Source organism: Rhizobium etli 8C-3, from assembly GCF_001908375.1.
In the GTDB taxonomy this organism is placed as follows: domain Bacteria; phylum Pseudomonadota; class Alphaproteobacteria; order Rhizobiales; family Rhizobiaceae; genus Rhizobium; species Rhizobium etli_B.
On sequence record NZ_CP017244.1, the window covers coordinates 1,651,233 to 1,669,290 of the forward strand.

General features: G+C 59.9%; 16 protein-coding genes. 4 read left to right on the forward strand and 12 right to left on the reverse strand.

The window, feature by feature from the left end:
• Positions 1-2: 2 nt before the first annotated feature.
• The 6 genes from AM571_RS32735 to AM571_RS32760 all read right to left on the reverse strand — a co-directional run bounded on the left by AM571_RS32735 (position 3) and on the right by AM571_RS32760 (position 5,744).
• Positions 3-953 carry an FAD binding domain-containing protein gene (locus AM571_RS32735; RefSeq protein ID WP_074065085.1) on the reverse strand — a complete coding sequence of 317 codons (951 nt, stop codon included), beginning with the start codon at positions 951-953 and terminating at the stop codon, positions 3-5.
• Positions 950-1,585, reverse strand: coding sequence for an aldehyde dehydrogenase iron-sulfur subunit PaoA (paoA, locus tag AM571_RS32740; RefSeq protein ID WP_074065714.1), 636 nt, complete (start codon positions 1,583-1,585; stop codon positions 950-952). The genes AM571_RS32735 and paoA overlap by 4 nt, the downstream gene beginning before the upstream one ends.
• Positions 1,586-1,957: 372 nt before the next feature.
• Entirely contained in the window at positions 1,958-2,383 is a 426-nt protein-coding gene (locus AM571_RS32745) for a VOC family protein (RefSeq protein ID WP_074065086.1), read from the reverse strand.
• 225 nt (positions 2,384-2,608) lie between these two features.
• On the reverse strand, positions 2,609-4,138 hold the full coding sequence (locus AM571_RS32750) for a SulP family inorganic anion transporter (protein WP_074065087.1): 1,530 nt from the start codon (positions 4,136-4,138) through the stop codon (positions 2,609-2,611).
• A gap of 4 nt (positions 4,139-4,142) precedes the next feature.
• Positions 4,143-4,847 carry a carbonic anhydrase gene (locus AM571_RS32755; protein ID WP_074065088.1) on the reverse strand — a complete coding sequence of 235 codons (705 nt, stop codon included), beginning with the start codon at positions 4,845-4,847 and terminating at the stop codon, positions 4,143-4,145.
• Between the two features lie 480 nt (positions 4,848-5,327).
• Positions 5,328-5,744, reverse strand: a complete 417-nt coding sequence (locus AM571_RS32760) for a GFA family protein (RefSeq protein ID WP_074065089.1) — start codon at positions 5,742-5,744, stop codon at positions 5,328-5,330.
• Between the two features lie 581 nt (positions 5,745-6,325).
• Between AM571_RS32760 and AM571_RS32765 the strand changes: the two genes are divergently transcribed.
• The 3 genes from AM571_RS32765 to ligD (AM571_RS32775) are packed head-to-tail and all read left to right on the forward strand — an operon-like array spanning position 6,326 to position 9,110.
• A complete protein-coding gene (locus AM571_RS32765; protein WP_074065090.1) occupies positions 6,326-7,225 on the forward strand; it encodes a Ku protein in 900 nt (299 codons plus the stop codon).
• Between the two features lie 15 nt (positions 7,226-7,240).
• Positions 7,241-8,059 carry a Ku protein gene (locus tag AM571_RS32770; protein ID WP_074065091.1) on the forward strand — a complete coding sequence of 273 codons (819 nt, stop codon included), beginning with the start codon at positions 7,241-7,243 and terminating at the stop codon, positions 8,057-8,059.
• Between the two features lie 4 nt (positions 8,060-8,063).
• Positions 8,064-9,110, forward strand: coding sequence for a non-homologous end-joining DNA ligase (gene ligD, locus AM571_RS32775; protein WP_074065092.1), 1,047 nt, complete (start codon positions 8,064-8,066; stop codon positions 9,108-9,110).
• 204 nt (positions 9,111-9,314) lie between these two features.
• Here ligD (AM571_RS32775) and ligD (AM571_RS32780) read toward each other — a convergent pair whose 3' ends face one another.
• The 4 genes from ligD (AM571_RS32780) to AM571_RS32795 form a co-directional block, all read right to left on the reverse strand.
• Positions 9,315-11,954, reverse strand: coding sequence for a DNA ligase D (ligD, locus tag AM571_RS32780; RefSeq protein ID WP_074065093.1), 2,640 nt, complete (start codon positions 11,952-11,954; stop codon positions 9,315-9,317).
• A 122-nt stretch (positions 11,955-12,076) separates the two neighbouring features.
• Positions 12,077-12,388: a DUF982 domain-containing protein gene (locus AM571_RS32785; protein ID WP_074065094.1), complete on the reverse strand. Its 312-nt coding sequence runs from the start codon at positions 12,386-12,388 to the stop codon at positions 12,077-12,079.
• 120 nt (positions 12,389-12,508) lie between these two features.
• Positions 12,509-13,084: an alpha-ketoglutarate-dependent dioxygenase AlkB gene (locus tag AM571_RS32790; RefSeq protein ID WP_074065095.1), complete on the reverse strand. Its 576-nt coding sequence runs from the start codon at positions 13,082-13,084 to the stop codon at positions 12,509-12,511.
• A gap of 21 nt (positions 13,085-13,105) precedes the next feature.
• Positions 13,106-13,300 carry a hypothetical protein gene (locus tag AM571_RS32795; protein WP_074065096.1) on the reverse strand — a complete coding sequence of 65 codons (195 nt, stop codon included), beginning with the start codon at positions 13,298-13,300 and terminating at the stop codon, positions 13,106-13,108.
• 998 nt (positions 13,301-14,298) lie between these two features.
• Here AM571_RS32795 and AM571_RS32805 point away from each other — a divergent pair.
• Complete coding sequence (locus AM571_RS32805) at positions 14,299-14,772, forward strand: Hsp20 family protein (RefSeq protein WP_074065098.1); 474 nt, start codon at positions 14,299-14,301, stop codon at positions 14,770-14,772.
• A gap of 128 nt (positions 14,773-14,900) precedes the next feature.
• Here AM571_RS32805 and AM571_RS32810 read toward each other — a convergent pair whose 3' ends face one another.
• Positions 14,901-16,520 (reverse strand): GMC family oxidoreductase, encoded by a 1,620-nt coding sequence (locus AM571_RS32810; RefSeq protein ID WP_132659856.1) that lies wholly within the window; start codon positions 16,518-16,520, stop codon positions 14,901-14,903.
• A gap of 2 nt (positions 16,521-16,522) precedes the next feature.
• On the reverse strand, positions 16,523-18,052 hold the full coding sequence (locus tag AM571_RS32815; protein WP_074065100.1) for an FGGY-family carbohydrate kinase: 1,530 nt from the start codon (positions 18,050-18,052) through the stop codon (positions 16,523-16,525).
• Between the last annotated feature and the right edge of the window lie 6 nt (positions 18,053-18,058).

Below are 18,058 nucleotides of genomic sequence, written 5' to 3' on the forward strand. Positions count from 1 at the left end.
GCTTACCCCCTGGCTTGAGAGATGACCGCTGCGAGCGTGCGCGCGACCAGGTCGACCTTGAAACGGTTCTGTTCGGTAGGACGGGCGTCGGCGAGAAGGACACCGGCGACGGCGCGGGCTCCTTTCGGCAGCTGGGCTTCGGCCGCCTCGACGCGCCAAGGCTTGTGGGCGACGCCACCGACGGCGACGCGACCGGTCCCGTCGGGTTGGATAACCGCGCCCACCGAAACGAGTGCGAAGGCGTAGGAGGCGCGATCGCGGACCTTCCTGTAGACGTGACGACCGCCGATCGGCGGTGGGAGGATGACCCCTGTGATGAACTCGCCGCGTTCGAGAACCGTCTCGATATGCGGGGTGTTACCAGGCAGGCGGTGGAAATCGGCGATGGGGATCAAACGCATGCTGCCGTCGACCTTTACCGTTTCGACCACGGCATCCAGCGCTCGCATGGCGATCGCCATGTCGCTCGGATGGGTGGCGATGCAGGCGTCGCTCGTGCCGACGACGGCGTGCTGGCGGGTGAAGCCGCCAATGGCCGAACAGCCGCTGCCTGGCTGGCGCTTGTTGCACGGCTGGTTCGGGTCGTAGAAGTACGGACAGCGCGTGCGCTGCAAAAGGTTTCCCGCCGTCGTCGCCCTGTTGCGGAGTTGACCGGAAGCGCCCGCGACGAGCGCTCGGGTCAGGAGCCCGTAATCTCGACGAACGGTCTCGTGTGCCGCAAGGTCCGTGTTGCGGACAAGGGCGCCGATGCGCAGTCCGCCCTCCGAAGTCGGTTCAATCTTGTCCAATCCGAGGCCGTTCACGTCGATCAGATGCGTCGGCGTTTCGATTTCGAGCTTCATGAGGTCGAGAAGGTTGGTGCCGCCTGCGATGAACTTTGCCTGCGGATTGGATGCGGCCGCCCCGACCGCGGCCTCCACGGAGGAGGCACGTTCATAGGTGAAGGCTCTCATGCTTTTGTCCCCGCGACTTCGACGATGGCGTCGACAATGTTGGAATAGGCGCCGCAACGACAGATATTGCCGCTCATGCGCTCGCGGATTTCGGCTGGGGTGACTGACGCCTGTGCGGTTAGGTCACCGGTGACATGGCTCGGGATGTTTGCCTTGATCTCCTCGAGCACCGCCACGGAGGAACAGATCTGTCCAGGGGTGCAATAGCCGCACTGGAAACCGTCGTGCTTGACGAAGGCAGCCTGCATCGGGTGGAGGTCGCCTGGCTCTCCGAGACCTTCGATCGTCGTGATCTGCTCGCCGTCATGCATGACGGCAAGCGTCAAACACGAGATGACGCGACGACCGTCGACCATGACGGTGCACGCGCCGCACTGGCCGTGGTCGCATCCCTTCTTCGACCCTGTCAGATGGAGGTGCTCGCGCAGCGCATCGAGGAGCGTCGTTCTATTGTCGAGGTTGAGCGTACGCCTCTCGCCATTGACGGTGAAGGACATTTTCGTCGTGTAGTTCATTGTGTTCTCCGCAGATTGTGCCGCTGCTCCGGCTGCCACGCCGGTGACCGCGACGGTCGCGGCAGACGAGATCAGTAAATCCCGACGGGAGATTTCGAGTTGGATTGGGATTTGCATGTCCAGCTCCACTTCACGCTCATTCATTGAAGCGCCGTCTAGCCGATGCGGCAAAGGCGCCAGCAGCCTAGATAGGGCAGAATCGAGCGATGATTAGATTTGTCAGTTGCATGCCCTTATCGATCTGATTCATAAATTGCCCTTTCTCCGGGCTAACGGAAAGTCGAGAGGCAGACGGACACCTGAGGCGACCGGCCTTTTCCTGCGATCCTCGGCCTGCTAGGACCGAGTATCCCACAGGGCTGAGATCGGCGTCACGAATTTGAAGGCAGCATCGCCCAGCGCGGCAAGCAAAGTGAGGGGCTAGATGCATCCGCGCTTTGGGCAGGATGTGTCATCGGTTCCGTTCGCCGTAGCGGACATCAAATCAACTCAATCCTGCGGTGGCAGATTGGCCGGGTTCCACACAACTTCCCAAAGGTGGCCGTCCGGATCAGTAAAATATCCAGCGTATCCACCGTAGAACGTCTCCTCAGCGGGCTTTACGATGTCTGCTCCCGCAAGCCGGGCTTGTTCCATGACCTCGTCAACTTCGTGTCGATGCGAGACGTTGTGGCCGATCGAAAACGAAGCGCTGCTCGCCTGCGCTTTCGCCAGACCGCTATCGTGAGCCAGGTCATCCCGATCCCAGATCGCAAGCTTTAAGCCGCTCGAAAGCTCAAAGAACGCCACGGCGCCATGCTCGAACTCACGGCCGACGATGCCTTGAGTAGGCAGTTTCAGGCCGTCCCGATAAAACACAAGCGACCGGTCAAGATCAGCGACACCCAGCGTCAAGACAGAAATTCGCGGTTTCATGGACATTCCTCCGTGTCATTGAGCTCCGTCCCATCCGAAATCGACGGGGCTCATTTCTGCGGCAATTCATCAATTGCTGAAGCCATTTCCGTAAATGCAACTGTCGCGCCCTTATATGGAGCGTTCTCCAGTTCCCGCCATGTTGGCAGGTTTGTTTCAGGCTGCCGTTTCGGTGAAACGGGCGTCAGACGGGAGGGCAAGGGAAGAACTGCCCTCCCGCAAACGTCAGGCCGCTTCGGCAGAGAAACGCGCAAACAGCGGCTTCAGGCGGGGATGACGCGCCGCCTGAGGAGGATGAATCGCCACGGTTCTGCCCGATTTCGTCTCGCGCCTGAGCCATTCGCTGATGGTCTCCGCGCTGGTATGATCCATGTAAATCAGGTGTTTGCCGATGATATTGACTTTGCGGCCTTCGGGCAGCGCTTCGAGCGTGCTCAGCAGCGCCGGCACGTCCTTGCAGGTAACCGCTCCGCCCAGCCGGACATGAATTTCATCGTCGACCTCGGAATGCCTGATTGCGAGCTTTCGCCGCAGATAGGGTAGAATTTCGAGGATCGACAGCGCAAGGCCGAGCGCCACCCCGACCAGCAGGTCCTGCAGGACGACCATGGCCACCGTGACGGCCCAGATTCCAACCGGCAAGAGGCCATGGTGTTCGAACAGGTGGCGTACATGGTGAAGGCTGATCAGCCGCCAGCCGGTGACGAGCAGCACGGCGGCGAGCGCCGTCAACGGTACCATTTCCAGCAAGCCCGGCAAAAGTGCAACCAGGCCCAGGATCCATACGCCATGCAGCACTGCCGAGGTCCGCGTGCGAGCCCCAGCCTGTATATTGGCCGATGAACGGACGATGACACCGGTGATAGGCAATGCCCCGAGCAATCCGCAAAGCCCGTTACCGACGCCTTGGGCGAACAGTTCCTTGTTGAAACGCGTGCGTTGCCCGTCATGCATGCGGTCGACTGCTGCGGCCGAAAGAAGCGTTTCGGCGCTGGCAATGATGGCAATCATCAGGGTCGTCAAGATAATGCCCGGTTGCACGAGCCGGGCAAAATCCTCGGTCTTCGGTAGCGATATGCTCTCTGCCAGCGAAACAGGCACTTCCACACGGGCGATCGGCAGTTCAAGTGTTGTCGTCAAGACCGTGGCGGCAGCAACCCCGACAAGCGCCCCCGGAACCAGCGCCAGCCATTTGGGCCGGAACTGTTCCCAGCAGACCATGGCGAGCAGAGCGATAAGACCGACCAGCAGCGCTACGGCCTCGTTGGTCACGCTGGCACCCCACAGTCTACCGACACTCTCGTTTATCGCGGTGACATTCTCGATGCCGCCTGCGGCAGGCTTGGCATCCATGAGCACATGGACCTGCCCGAGGATGATCAAAATGCCGATGCCGGCCAACATGCCATGAACAACGGCCGGCGAAATCGCTCTGAACCAGGAGCCGATCCTGAGGAAACCCGCCATGATCTGCAGGAAACCGACAACGATGAGCACGGGACCGAGCATGGCAACGCCATACTGTTCGACGAAGCCGAAGACGATGACAGCAAGACCGGCGGCAGGCCCGGAGACCTGAAGAGGCGAGCCTGCCAGCAGGCCGACGACGAGGCCTCCAATGATACCGGAGATAAGCCCCATGGCCGCTGGTACCCCGGAGGCGATCGCAATTCCCAGGCAAAGCGGAATGGCGACAAGAAAAACCACCAGAGACGAAGCGAGGTCGCGCGAAAATGCAGAGCCGTTGTTTATCATGGCACTACTCCCCGGCAAGGGTTGCGGCAACCCGCGGCATGACATGCGGGTGGTCTCGTCCTGTGATGGCGACCGGCAGCGGCTCGCCATCCCGCACATCGGTAAAGGTCGCCAAAGTCCCGTCATAGACTTGGACCTCGCCTGTTCCGATGTCGAAGAACCATCCGTGCAGCGTGATCTCGTTGGTCGCAAGTTTCGCAGCCACCGACGGATGGGTCTTTAAATGGTCGAGCTGCACGACGACGTTTTCCATTGCCACTGCGCGCACGCGATCGGTTTCGGAGAGATCGTCGGGATAAGCTTGGCAAACAATCGAATAAGCCGCATGGCTGTGCCGCAGCCAGGCCGCGACATTCGGCATCGGATCCAGCATCTGCGGGTGGCACAACCCTTTCATCGCCCCGCAATCGGAGTGACCGCAGACAACAATGTCGCTGACGCCGAGCGCCAGGATGGCATATTCGATTGCGGAAGAAACGCCGCCATTGAGGGTCGAAAAGGGGGGAACGATATTGCCGGCATTGCGGCAGACGAAGAGATCGCCAGGCCCGGATTGGGTTATCGTTTCCGGCATCACGCGGCTGTCGGCACAAGATATCATCAGGGCATGTGGCTGCTGGCCTTCGCGCGCCAGCTTGCGGTAAAGCGCCGAATGATTCGGAAATACGGCGCCACGAAAACTGGAGATACCTTTCAGGAAATCACCCATCTATCGGATCCTCTTTCTGGCCGGACGTCAGACTGTGAGGATGTCTCTCATCCGGCGGGTTGCAGAAGCGACCTGTTCGCAGTTGCACAATAAAGGGCAGGAAGAGATCAAAAGAAGAGTCTCGCAGCATATTGCATCGCAACATTTTTTGAACGAGACGTGATTTAGCTGTTTGTCTCTGTCTATCCACGACTTCACACGGGGTGGCGCCGCCGAACTCGCCGTCGATTCGCAGCTGCCTCCAGGGTGATGCTGTCCCGCTTGAGCGGCAAGCATCCGCACCTATTCAGGAGCCTTCAATGGGCAAAATGGGTCGAGAGGGCGGTTCTGCCGCATGTGATGTCGCCGCCTTTGCACGAATCCGATGGCCTCCTCCCGTCATTGGAACCTTCATCCGGAGAACCGAGATCAGAAGACCATTATTGGCCTCTTTCGCAGCTTTGATTTGGCATGGTTGCGCGGGTTCTTCCTTCGCCCGCGTCAATCCGGATAGCGGTCGAACATTGGAAGCGCGTGGATGTGCGTGGACCAAGGCAAGCGCTCGGCAACCTGCACCTGAATGTCAGGGGCAACCATCGTTGGGTCGTCGAGGGTGGCAATTTGCACGTCAACGATTCCGGGAATAAGGGTTTCGTTCACATAGCTAAGGCCTGTCCCGCATGTTGCGCAGAAATGTCGGTGCGCTTGGCCGTTGGATGACCAGACGCGAGGTTCGCCTTTGGTAATTCGGAAGCCGCCGGCCTCTACCCCCATCCAGCCGACCATCGGCGCACCAGAGGACCGGCGACAGTCCTCGCAGTGGCAGACCGCGGCATGAACAGGTCGATCCGTTTCATATCGAACGGCACCGCAACGGCAACCGCCAGTTAGTCGGCTGTTGGAGACGGCTTCCACCATTTGTACTCCCTCCAAGAGCTTTGCATCACCTCACCGATTGCGTCCTATAACACGAAATAGCCATCTTTCCTTGACCGCTGGCGAATTTCTCGCTTGAAATTTCGTTCTCAGCACTGGAGCCGGATGCAATTAGCCGTATGATGGTGGGCAATCCGTGATGATCTGGGAAGCGGTCGAAGCCACATTCAATGACATCCCTCCCGTCCGCAAGCCTGGTCAGTGCTTGACCTTCCAATCGCCCCGGCGCAAGCCCCAGGCTTCGCTTTGATTTTCGCCGTTCGGTGGCGATCGGCAGGACGAGCCGGCGACGCCGTGGCTTTCCTGAACTACGCCATTTCATTGCGGCGGACATAGCGTTCGTCGCTGCCTGCGCCGACTGGTTCGGGCTTGGTCATGGCGTTCATCCGTCAGTTCGACTGCACGCCGGGACAAAAAGAGGCATCGAATCAAGACCATGGCACCGGTTCGGAAAACGAGCGGCGGCGCAAGGCTAAGTCATTGAAATTCGATTCAATTCGAATCGGAACAATCGATCAGTGATTCAGTTGATTCGCGATGATTGGAGTCAGGAGTCCGCGTAAATGGTTACCCCGCGAGCGAATTGGAAGGGCTACATCAAGTTCGGTGAAGTTGCGTTTCCAGTGGCGCTTTACACGGCTGCCTCGTCCTCCGAGCGGATCGCCTTCAATACCTTGAACCGCAAGACGGGCAATCGCGTCCGCCGCGAATTCGTGGATAGCGAAACCGGCGACCCGGTGGAGCGCGAGGCGCAGGTGAAGGGTTTCGAGATCGAGGATGGGCGTTTTGTTGTCCTCGAACCCGAAGAGGTCGCGGCGGCCGTTCCAGATAGCGACAAGACTCTCAAGGTCGAGGCATTCGTTCCTTGCACCGAGGTCGACGACGTCTATTTCGACAAACCGTATTATCTCGCGCCCGACAAGACAGGCAGCGACGCCTACAAGCTCCTGCGCGACGGCATGAAGAGGGCCAAAGTCGCCGCGATCGCGCGCACCGTCCTGTTCCGGCGCCTTCGCACTCTCCTTATCCGACCACACGGCAAGGGTCTGATTGGATCGACGTTGAATTACGACTACGAGGTGCGTTCATCGGAAAAAGCGTTCGAGGAAATGCCCGACCTGAAGATTGAAGGCGAGATGCTGGAGCTGGCAAAGCACATCATCAACACCAAGAAGGGCGAGTTCGACCCGAAACGGTTCGACGACCGCTACGAGGAGGCGGTGGCCGAGCTCGTCAAAGCAAAGATGGAGGGCCGAACGCTGCCGAAGAAGAAGGCACCCACAGCATCCAGACCGAGCGATCTTCTGCAGGCCCTACGTGAAAGTGCCGGAATGTCCACTCCCGCCAAGAGCAAACGCACCGCGGCCAACGCCAACGCCGGTAAAGGCCGACAAAAAGCCAATCCGGCCGCCGCATCCAAAGCTCCCAGCACTGGTGGCGGCCACCAGCGCCGCGCTGGCTGATTGAAGAGGAACACCATGGCTCTCCGCCCCCACTGGAAAGGCTATCTGAAGCTTTCGCTGGTTACCTGCCCGGTACAGATGATGCCGGCTACGTCGGAAAATGAAAAGGTGCGCTTCCACACGCTGAACCGGCAAACCCAAAATCGTGTCGTGAGCCACTATGTCGATGCCGTCACTGGCAAAGAGGTGAACGACGAAGACGAAGTCAAAGGTTACCAAACAGGCGAGCACGACTATCTCATCCTCGAAGACGAGGAGCTCGAAAATGTTGCACTCGAAAGTACAAAAACGATAGACATCGAGGTATTCACGCCGCGCGATAGCGTTGACTGGATCTGGCTCGATACGCCTTACTACCTGTCTCCCGACGATCCTGTCGGGCAGGAAGCGTTCTCTGTCATTCGCGATGCCATGGCGGCCGAGAACATGGTCGGTATTTCCAGACTTGTGATCTCCCGGCGGGAACGCGCTGTCATGCTTGAGCCGCGCGGCAAGGGCATCGTGCTCTGGACATTGCGTTATGGGGATGAGGTGCGCGACCCCCAACCCTATTTCGAAAGGATTGACGACGAGACGGCCGACAATGAATTGATGCCCCTTGTCCAGCAACTCATCAAAAAGCAGACACAACACTGGAACCCGAAGATGGCCTCCGACCCTGTCCAGAACAGGCTCCTCGACATCATCGAGGCGAAGAAGAAGTTGATGAAGGCGCCCGCCAGGACAAAGGCGAAAGGCAAGAACAAGGAAGAGCCGGCGCCCAACAACGTCATCAATATCATGGATGCCTTGAGAAAGTCGGTCGAAGCGGAAAATCGCTCAGGGAGGCATTAGCCTCATGAGGAGCCCCCGCCGGTCCTCGTTGCCATTGCTCGACGTGTCGCATTCGACTCTCCAGTCGCGTCCGATCCGCAAACGCGACCCTGAGCAGCCGAACCTGCCTTTCGATCCGATGCCGCAGCGCGTGGAACCCTGTCTGGCGCTGCTGAAGACAACTGTTCCGCTGGGACCCGATTGGCTTTACGAAGTGAAGTGGGATGGTTACCGGCTCGCGATCCATATCGAACAAGAGAGCGTAAGCATCGTTACCCGCGGCGGCCATGACTGGACCCTGCGATTTCCCTCGATCGCCGCGGCGGCAAAGCGCCTTGGGGTGACGACGGCCATTCTCGATGGCGAGGCCGTTGTTCTCGACGCCGAGGGCCGGTCGGACTTCGGCGCCTTGCAGCGTTCGCTCGGAGGTCGGGGCGGCAAACGGATCTCAAGCGAGTCCGTCCTCTACGCCTTCGATCTTCTCTACCTCGACGGACACGATCTAACCCGCACCGAGCTTTCCGTGCGCCGGCAGGTTCTTGAGGACCTGGTACCACAAAGCGGCAATGGGACGATCCGCCTTTCAAAAGCGATAGAACTGCCGGCCGACGATCTCCTTGCGCACGCATGCCAGGTCGGCCTGGAAGGGATCATAGCAAAGCATCGCAATCGGCCCTACCGCAGCGGCCGGACCGGCGACTGGCTGAAGATCAAGTGCGTCCAGAGTGAGAGCTTCATGATTGTCGGCTACGAACAATCGGGATCGGCCCGCGGCGGCATTGGCAGTCTTCTATTGGCCGGCAAGAAGGGCTTCCAATGGGTTTATGTCGGCTCGGTCGGGACCGGTTTCACCAGGAGCGGTGCCGAGGATTTGAAAAAGACCCTCGATCAGCTGAAAACGGACAAGCCGGTGGTTCCGCTTAAAGGCAAGCGCTTCGTCTTCGTGCAGCCGACACTGATCGCCGAAATCGAGTTTCGCGGCTGGACAGATGACCGCTATCTGCGCCACGCTTCCTACAAGGGGCTTCGGGAGGTTCAGGACAACGCGGCCGTTTTCGATGTGATGGATTGACCTGCCACCGTCGGCGCCGAGATGACCGGCTTGGGCATGTCAGTGATGTGGAAAAGTCCCTTCTCGAGCGCGAGCTGGAATATTGGCTTGCACGGCGCGCCAGCATGCATCTGCTATGGCGTAAGCCAGCCGTCGTGCGCTTTAACATGACGGCAACTCAAGCATGCCGTCTATGCGATCTTTGGCAGAGTGACCAGATGCCGCTCAAGCGGCGGCTCTTGTCTTGCCCAAACGTTTTATCGCCTGCTCCAGGGGCCGCTGACCATCACAATAGCCCTGCCAAGCCGATGTCTTTGCTAGAAGAACCGGCACGGTCCTGACCGTGAATCGCTTCGGATCGAGGTCGGATTTAACCTGCGTCCATGTCAGCGGCATCGATACGGTGGCGCCCGGCCGGGCTCGTGGTGACAATGGTGCAACCGCCGTCGCCATGCGGTCATTGCGCAGATAGTCGAGGAATATCCGGCCGTTCCTCAAGCTCTTGGTCATCTTGATCAGGTAGAGCTCGGGATTATCGCGCGCCATCTGCTGGCACACGGCATGTGCAAACCCTTTCGCCTCCGGCCAAGAGAGCGGCTTGCGTTTGTTGATGGCAAGCGGAGTGACCACATGAAGGCCCTTGCCGCCAGTTGTCTTACAGAAACTGATCAAGCCGAGTTCCTCAAGCCTGTCGCGCATGTCTCGGGCTGCTGAAACGACTGTGGAAAAGGGGACGTTAGGACCAGGATCGAGGTCGAAGACGAGCCGCCCCGGCACTTCCGGCTGATGCGGCTCGCAATTCCAAGGATGCAGTTCGACAGCACCAATCTGAGCGACGGCGGCCAAACCCTCGATCCGGTCGATCTGCAGATAAGGCTTCTTGTCACCGAAGACCTTGACCAGTTCGAGGAGGCTCGAGGTGCCCGGCATGGCATGTCGCTGGAAAAATTGCTCGCCACCGATCCCGTCGGGTGCGCGGATAATGGAGCAGGGCCGTCCCTTGAGATGGTCGATCATCCAGGAGCCGACGGCTTCGTAATAGCGGGCCAGCTCTTCCTTTGTGATGGGGCCCCCGTCATCTGCATCCGGCCATAGCGGCTTGTCCGGGTTGGAAATCAGCACGCCCATCACATCGGCCTTGACGCCCTTGCGCCGCGTCGACCTCGACTCCGGAGCCAACGCCGGCCGAGGCACCTCGGCTTTTGAAGGCTTGGCCGGCCGTTCGGCTTCGATTTCCTTGGCCGGTTTGTCGTCGCGCAGCCCCTTAAAGGCAGCCTGGCGGACAAGACCGTCGGCAGTCCAGCCTGCGAATTCGATTTCCGCCACCAGCTCGGGCTTCAGCCAAGTGACCTCCGCCGCCTTCTTCGGCGCGCCGATGCCAGTAAAGGGCGATTTCGTCGTCTCGAGCGCCTTCAACTTCGGAAGCAGCGTTTCCAGTTGCTTGGCGCCGTATCCGGTACCGACACGGCCGACATAGACGAAATGGTCGCCGTGGTAGACGCCGACCAGCAAGGATTTGAACTTGCCATTCGCCTTGGCATAAGCCCCCAGGACGACCTCATGGCCGGCCCTACATTTGGATTTGGCCCAGGTTTCGGTCCGGCCGGATTGGTACGGAGCGTCCACCTGTTTCGAGATGATGCCTTCCAGCGACAGCTTGCAGGCGGACCTGAGGACCGCGTCGCCGTCCGTTTCGAAATGCTCGACAAACCGGATGCGGGAACTGTCTCCTGCCTCAGTCAGCAGGCTCTGCAACCGCGCCTTTCGATCCACAACCGAAAGAGATCGCAAATCCTCACCGCCGTCATAGAGAAGATCGAATGCGAAATAGACGAGATCGCCTGTTCTGCCTTGCGAAAGCGCCGCTTGGAGAGCGGCGAAATCGGGCGCACCATTCGCGTCAAGGGCGCAGATCTCACCATCGATAATCGAATCGGGCAGAGAAGATGCCGCCTTGCCTATTTCGCGATACTTGTCCGTCCAGTCGAGGCCCTTGCGGGTCTTCAATGTCGCCTCGCCGTCCAGCACCCGCATCTGGATCCGATAACCGTCGAACTTGATTTCGTGGATCCAGCCCTTGCCCACGGGGGGGCGCTCCAGGGTCTGACAGAGCTGTGGAGCGATGAAATCAGGCAGGTCGACAGGCGTGACCGACCCCTTGCCGGCCCGTACATCTGATTTTCGCTCTTCGGCGGCCAGCCCTCGATGGCTGTCCCAGACTGCATCAGCCTGGACGTCGCCTCCTGCGACCATGAATGGTTTTGGCTTGCGCCCCTTGCCAGCTGCGATCATCTCCATTGTTCGGCCGGAGGCGACCGAGGTGTCATTCTCCTCCAGGATAGCCGCGCCATTGTCCTCGACCGAAAACGCGTCATGGTGCTTGATCAGCAGCCAGTTGGTTCGCTTACCACGTTCGCGATCGTTACCCATGCGCACCAGCACGAAGCCGCCATGCAGGCGTTTGCCGTCCAGGGTGAATTTGAAGTCGCCCTTTGCCAGAGCTTGCTTCGGGCTGTTCTTTCCTTCAGGTTTCCAATAGCCGCGGTCCCACAGCATGACAGTACCGCCGCCATACTGGCCTTTCGGGATCGTGCCTTCGAAATCGCCATAATCCAGTGGATGGTCCTCCACCTCGACCGCCAGCCGCTTGTCATGAGGGTCGAGAGACGGGCCTTTGGTGACCGCCCAGGACTTGAAAACCCCATCGAGCTCAAGCCTCAGATCGTAGTGAAGACGGGTTGCGTCGTGCTTCTGGATGACGAAACGAGGACGATTGCTGCCGGCAATGCGCTTTTCGCCGCTTGGCTCAGCCGTCCTTTGAAAATCGCGCTTCGACCGATAGGTCGATAGTTTGTCATTGGCCATGGTTGGTCCCGAAAACAGCGTCCGACAGCGGAATGCCGATTGGCAGCTGGAAGTTCCATGGTAGCGCTCATCATCGGGCCACGGGAGGCCTCGCCTCTTCAAAGACGAGGCTGGCCCATGTCCTAGACAACGGCTACACGTGCTGGCCGAACCGGATGGATGGCCGGCTTTCTGTTCAACGGAACCATGACGGCAGGCATGCCCGCTTCGTGACAGGCGGCCAGAAATGCTTCGCGCGCGATCACAGCGGCAATAGTGCCGTTGAGCGCACCCCGGCATGTCTTCACGGCCCGTTCATGGCGCTCTCCGTGGCGCAGTGGCCATTCGTTCTCGAGAAAATCCAACGCGTCGTAAGCGCCTGTAAATGTCCGCTCCAAACCGCATTGCAGCCGGATCCTTACCGGCCGAGTCCATGGAACATCGTTGAGCGGCATCTTTTCCTCCTTTCATGCCACCAATGATCCTGACGAATTGATATTGGGAGTCGTCTGCGACTGTTCAAGATTGCAAGGCCAACCAGAACATCGACCGTACCGGCAACCTGCACGATTTCGTCAGCCGATCTCCCGGAAGGTAACGGAATAGCGAAGCTGCTCGACAGGCGGGATGGAATGCTCCCATTCGCTCCGGGCGGCACCCGACAGCAGATAGACAGAACCCGGCTCGGCGATCACCGAGACACGCTCCCAGTTCGAGCCGGCGCGGCGCCGCAGCCTGAAAGTACATGGCGACAGCAATGAGACACCGATGACCCTGCCGAACACCTTTTTGTCTCTATGCCAACCGATCGGCGCGCCCGGCGCATATTCGGTGATCAGCGCCTGTTGCAATTGATCGGGTTCGATAGCGGCGGAAGCTGCCGCAAGGGAGCGCACGGGCAAAAGGAACGACGGGACCTCGCCAATACGCCTCACCCGTTCGGTATCGAAGTCATACTTCCAGCCATAGGAAATGATCCTTCGCTTGCCCTCAAACCCATGAAAATCAAAGGGTTTTAACGGCAATTCCCTTATCTCGCGAAGCAGATCCGACTGGATCGTCTCCGGAACGACGGCTGGTTGGTAGCCAAAGCCCTCAGGCAGTCGCGGCTGCGCTTGGCCAAACAAGTCCGCTTGCTGCGAAATGCTCATGATCAGTTCCTCGCCGGCGTGTCAGTGGACACACGGCGTTTTGACGACTGCGGCGAAATCTTCCGCCACCAGTTCGCTGATCGCAATCAGGACCTCCTCGGCCGAGAAGCCGGAAGCAATGGTGGTGCGGATCAGATCCTGCAGATCAGGCTCGACAACATCGCGGCAATCGTCCAGCCGCTCGTTGGAGATTGTTATGCTGCGCAGTTCTTCCATCTTCGACCTTTCACGGTGCGGGCTGCCGGCTCCATATGCCGCCGGGGCCAAGATCATCTACGGACGACGATCGGTATATGGCGATAGCCGAGGTGCATCTTCTTTTTCCACCTGCGAAGATGCTGGTGGACATTGTTGTCTCTGACGATCACCTGCATCTCCTTCTTTCCTTATCATTGTGGTCAATCTCAGGCCCGAGTTCCAGTTAACTGCGCGTGAGAAGGCAGGGCTGCGGCTTCCAGTTGTTGCCCCCGAGCGACGACCTCACCGCGCTCGCGCGGCTTCATGGCCGCAGGCGCCGCAGCAATGCTTGTCTTATTCAATCGAGTACCCTGGCAGCACAGGGGCGAAAAATCTCGCCAGACCCTTAACTCGCGGATTATCGACGTCATCATGACGCAAGCCGCGCGCTGCGCGATTATCTGGTTGATGGCCAAAAGATAAGAGGTGGCCGTTTGCAATGCAATGCCGGACCCTCTTTCGGGCAATGTCCTCTTGTGGTGCGACAACGACCGGAAAGTGCAGCGTTGACGATATTCCACAATGAAAGAGTCGCTCATAGTCGGTATTTCAGGCGCTTTTTGAAAAACGCGGAGCCATCGCATTGGCGATTGCAGGATCACCGCCGGCAGGGCAGCTTGCGGCGTGCATGACATCGGGTCTGCGGCCAGAAAAGCACGAGGCAACTCTCGGGTTTAAGCTCATCGACGAGCGGGTTCGGTAATCAGTCATGGTGGCTGATCAGGCTCTGAACCTCGAAGGAAAAGAGGTCCGCCAGCGCGGCAAGGTCATATCCGCCGGCTCGATTTCGACCAAGCTAGCTCGCCATAAATTCTGCGACACATTAATCACACCTCCTCTTGTATGCCACCGTCTTTGAATTAGATTCATAGAGCCCGGTCGCCCAATGATGGGGCCGGCTGAGTCAAGCAGGCGTCAAGAACGTCGTGGACTTGGCGCTTCCTTGTATCCATGTTGCTTCGAAGGAGGATATGGCTATGAGAAGCACGTTTGATTTCTCTCCGCTCTTCCGGTCGAGCGTCGGCTTCGACCGAATGCTGAACGCGCTTGAGGCTGCGAACCGTATGGCGCCGGCCGAAAACTGGCCTCCATACGATATCGTGAAGTCCGGCGAGGACGACTATCGCATCGTCATGGCGGTGGCCGGATTCTCGGAAAAAGAGCTGACCATAACGCACGAGCAGAACATGCTGATCGTGACGAGTGAGAAGGCTGACGAAGACGAGAAGCAGTACCTGCACCGCGGCATTCCAAGCCAAGCGTTCGAGCGACGCTTCGAGCTTGCCGACTATGTCAAGGTCACGGCGGCTAAGCTTGTCGACGGTCTGCTGACGATCGATCTGAAACGCGAAATCCCCGAGGAGATGAAGCCCCACCGCATCGAAATCACAGACGAGACGGCTCCTCGTCAGGGCAATATGCATCAGATCGAGGCCGAGGCAGCCGCTTAAGCCCGATCTCACCATTGTGGGGCAGGTGCCGGACAAGCGTCCGGCACCTGGATCTGCGGACCGAGCGCGGTGACCTCACCGGTGATAAGCGAGATCACCAAGCGCCATCTCAAGCACGTCTTCAAGACTCAAAGCTGCTTCAGAATGGTTTCCGATGCCTTCTCCGCGATCATAATCACTGGCGAGTTCGTGTTGCCGGAGACAATCGTCGGCATGACAGAAGCGTCGGCGATGCGCAACCTGTCGATCCCGCGCACCTTCAGCGTCGGATCCACCACTGCCAAAGTGTCATGCCCCATCTTGCACGTGCCGACCGGGTGAAAGATGGTCGTCGCGATGTCGCCTGCCCTGCGGATCAAATCCTCGTCGCTGTCGTGTTCCCCACCGGGAAGCATTTCCTGCGGCCGGAAGCGCGCAAGCGCCTTCGCTTTCATAAGGTTGCGCGCGTGGCGGATGGACCGTGCCGCCAAAATCCGGTCGCCGGCAGTGGAAAGATAATTCGGGCGGATTTCCGGCGGCAGCGCCGCGTCGCGCGTCGTCACATGCACCGTGCCGCGGCTTTCGGGCCGCAGGTTGCAGACCGACACCGTTACGGCTGGATAGCGATGCAGCGGCTCGCCGAGCCGATCGGTGCTAAGCGGTTGGACATGGTACTCGAGATCGGCCGTCGCGACGGCCGGATCACTCTTGGCAAAGATACCGAGCTGGCTCGGCGCCATGGAGAGTGGACCGGACCGGCTGATGGCATATCGCAAGCCCATGCCGGCGCGGCTGAAGAGACTGTGATAGAGCTGGTTCAGTGTGCGCGCGCCTTCAATCTTGAAGACCGTGCGGATCTGAAGATGGTCCTGAAGGTTCTCTCCTACACCCGGAAGGTCGTGATGGACGGGAATGGCGTTGGCGCAGAGCACCTGCGGCCGGCCGACGCCCGACAATTCCAGGATCTTCGGAGAGTTGATCGCGCCAGCCGACAGCACGACTTCTCGGGATGCGCGAGCGACGCAGTGGCGGCCGCGATGCCGGAAGCGCACGCCGGTGACTGTCTTTCCGTCGAATTCAAGTCGCTCGGTTTCGGCCCCTGTGAGCAGGCGCAGATTCGTGCGTTTCATCGCCGGCCGCAAGAAGGCTTTTGTTGTGTTCCAGCGTAGGCCGCCGCGTTGGTTGACCTCGAAATAACCCGAGCCTTCGTTGTCACCGCCGTTGAAGTCGCCGGTCTTGGGAATGCCGAGTTCTTCCGCCGCGTCGCGAAAGGCGTCAAGAATCGGCCAGGAGAGGCGCTGGCGCTCGACGCGCCATTCACCACCGGCCCCGTGCGTCGCGGACTTGCCACGATAATTGTCTTCTGACTTCAAGAAATAGGGCAGGACGTCGTCCCAGCCCCACCCGACATTGCCGGCCTGCCGCCAACCGTCGTAGTCTGCGGCTTGCCCGCGCATATAGATCATGCCGTTGATCGACGAGCAGCCCCCGAGCAGCTTGCCGCGCGGATAGTTCAGTGCGCGGCCGTTGAGGCCGGCTTCCGCGGCCGTCTTCATCATCCAGTCGGTGCGCGGGTTGCCCATGCAATAGAGATAGCCTATCGGCACATGAACCCAGTGGTAGCGATCCGAGCCGCCGGCTTCGAGCAGCAGGACCCGGTTCTTCGGGTCAGCCGACAGGCGGTTTGCCAGGACGCATCCGGCCGAGCCGGCACCGACGACGATGAAATCGTAGCTGCCTTCGTCCACCGGCATTTCGGTGCTATGCATGGTCATGCCGCAGCTCCCGCCACCTGGCCTTTGGTTACCGAAAGCCGCCGCCAGAGTGGGGTCATCGCTTCTGCTATGTCCCTGTAAAGCCCATAGCGCCTGTTGTAATGCGCCGTCAGCGCATCGTTCGGCCTGTAGTGCCGTTCCACCCGCACCATGGCATTCGCCCCTTCCGTGAAATTGGCAAAGAGGCCGACGCCCGTTCCTGCCGCAATCGCCGCGCCCAATGCGCCCGTTTCCCTGGAGACAGCGACAGAAACCGGCATATCCAGCACGTCGGCGAATACCTGCGGCCACAGGCGGCTGCGCGATCCGCCGCCCGACAGGACGGCCTCGTCGAAGATGGCGCCCGCCTTGCGGATCGTCTCGATGTGCTGGCGATGTCCGAAGGCGACGCCTTCCAGTAGGGCGCGAACCAGGTGCCCCTTGCCATGCCAGCCAGCAACTCCATAAAAGCCCGCCCGCGCATGTCCGTCCTGCTGGGCACCGTAAAGATAGGGGTGATAGAGTGGATCGTCGGGCGCCGGCTCGATCGCAGCCGCCAAAGCGCAGCAGCCGTCGAAGGGCGATAGGCCATCCTGATATTCCCCCACGAAGAACTCGCGCACCAGCCATTCGAGATTGGCGGCCGAGGTCGCGCTGTTTTCCATCGCCATGTAACGACTGCGGTCGAAGGTCGAGGACATGAAGACCGGGCCGTCGAGGGCGGGGCGATCGATGATCACCTGGTTGATGCTCCACGTGCCTGCGATGATCGAGGCACTGCCGGTGCGCGAGACGCCCGAACCGAGCGCTGAGGCGATGACGTCGAACAACCCGCCGATGACTGGCGTGCCGGCTGCAAGCCCGGTCTGCGCTGCGACCTCTTCCGTCACGCTGCCAGCGATGTCAGCGCTTTCGATGAGCGGCGGCAAGAGGTTCATGCAGTCTGCCAGCCCATAGGCAGCCATCAATGCACGGTCGTAACGGCGGGCGGCGAGATCGAGGAGGCCGGCGCCCGACATGTCCGAGACCTCGCTGACACGACGGCCCGTCAGACGGTTGACGACGAAATCCTTGGAGAAGAACACCGTGCCGATACGTTCGAAGAGCTCCGGCCTGTGGCGCTTCAGCCAGGCAAGAAGCGTTGGCGTCTGCGAGGGCCAGGGGCGTTGGCGGCCGATCTCATAGGTCCGGTCGCCGACGCCTTCGATCGCCCATTCTTCGACGAGGCTTGTCGCCCGCGTGTCGAGCGACTGGATGCCAAGGAGCGGTTCGCCGTTCCTGTCGAGCGCATAAAGCCCGTTGCCATGGCCGGCACAACCGATTGCGGCGATATCGGTCGCGGCGATGCCCGCCTTGTCCAGGCAGGTGCGGATGACGCGCTTGGCATTGGCCCAGAGTTCGTCGAGATCGCGCTCGACATGGCCGGGATATGGCATGCTGCTGTGGCCCTCCTGCGCGCCATGCGCCAGTTCCTGCCCCGTCCGGTCGAAGATCACCGCCTTGATGACGGTGTTGCCGGCGTCGATCCCCAAAAGATAGTCTCCCATTCGCAA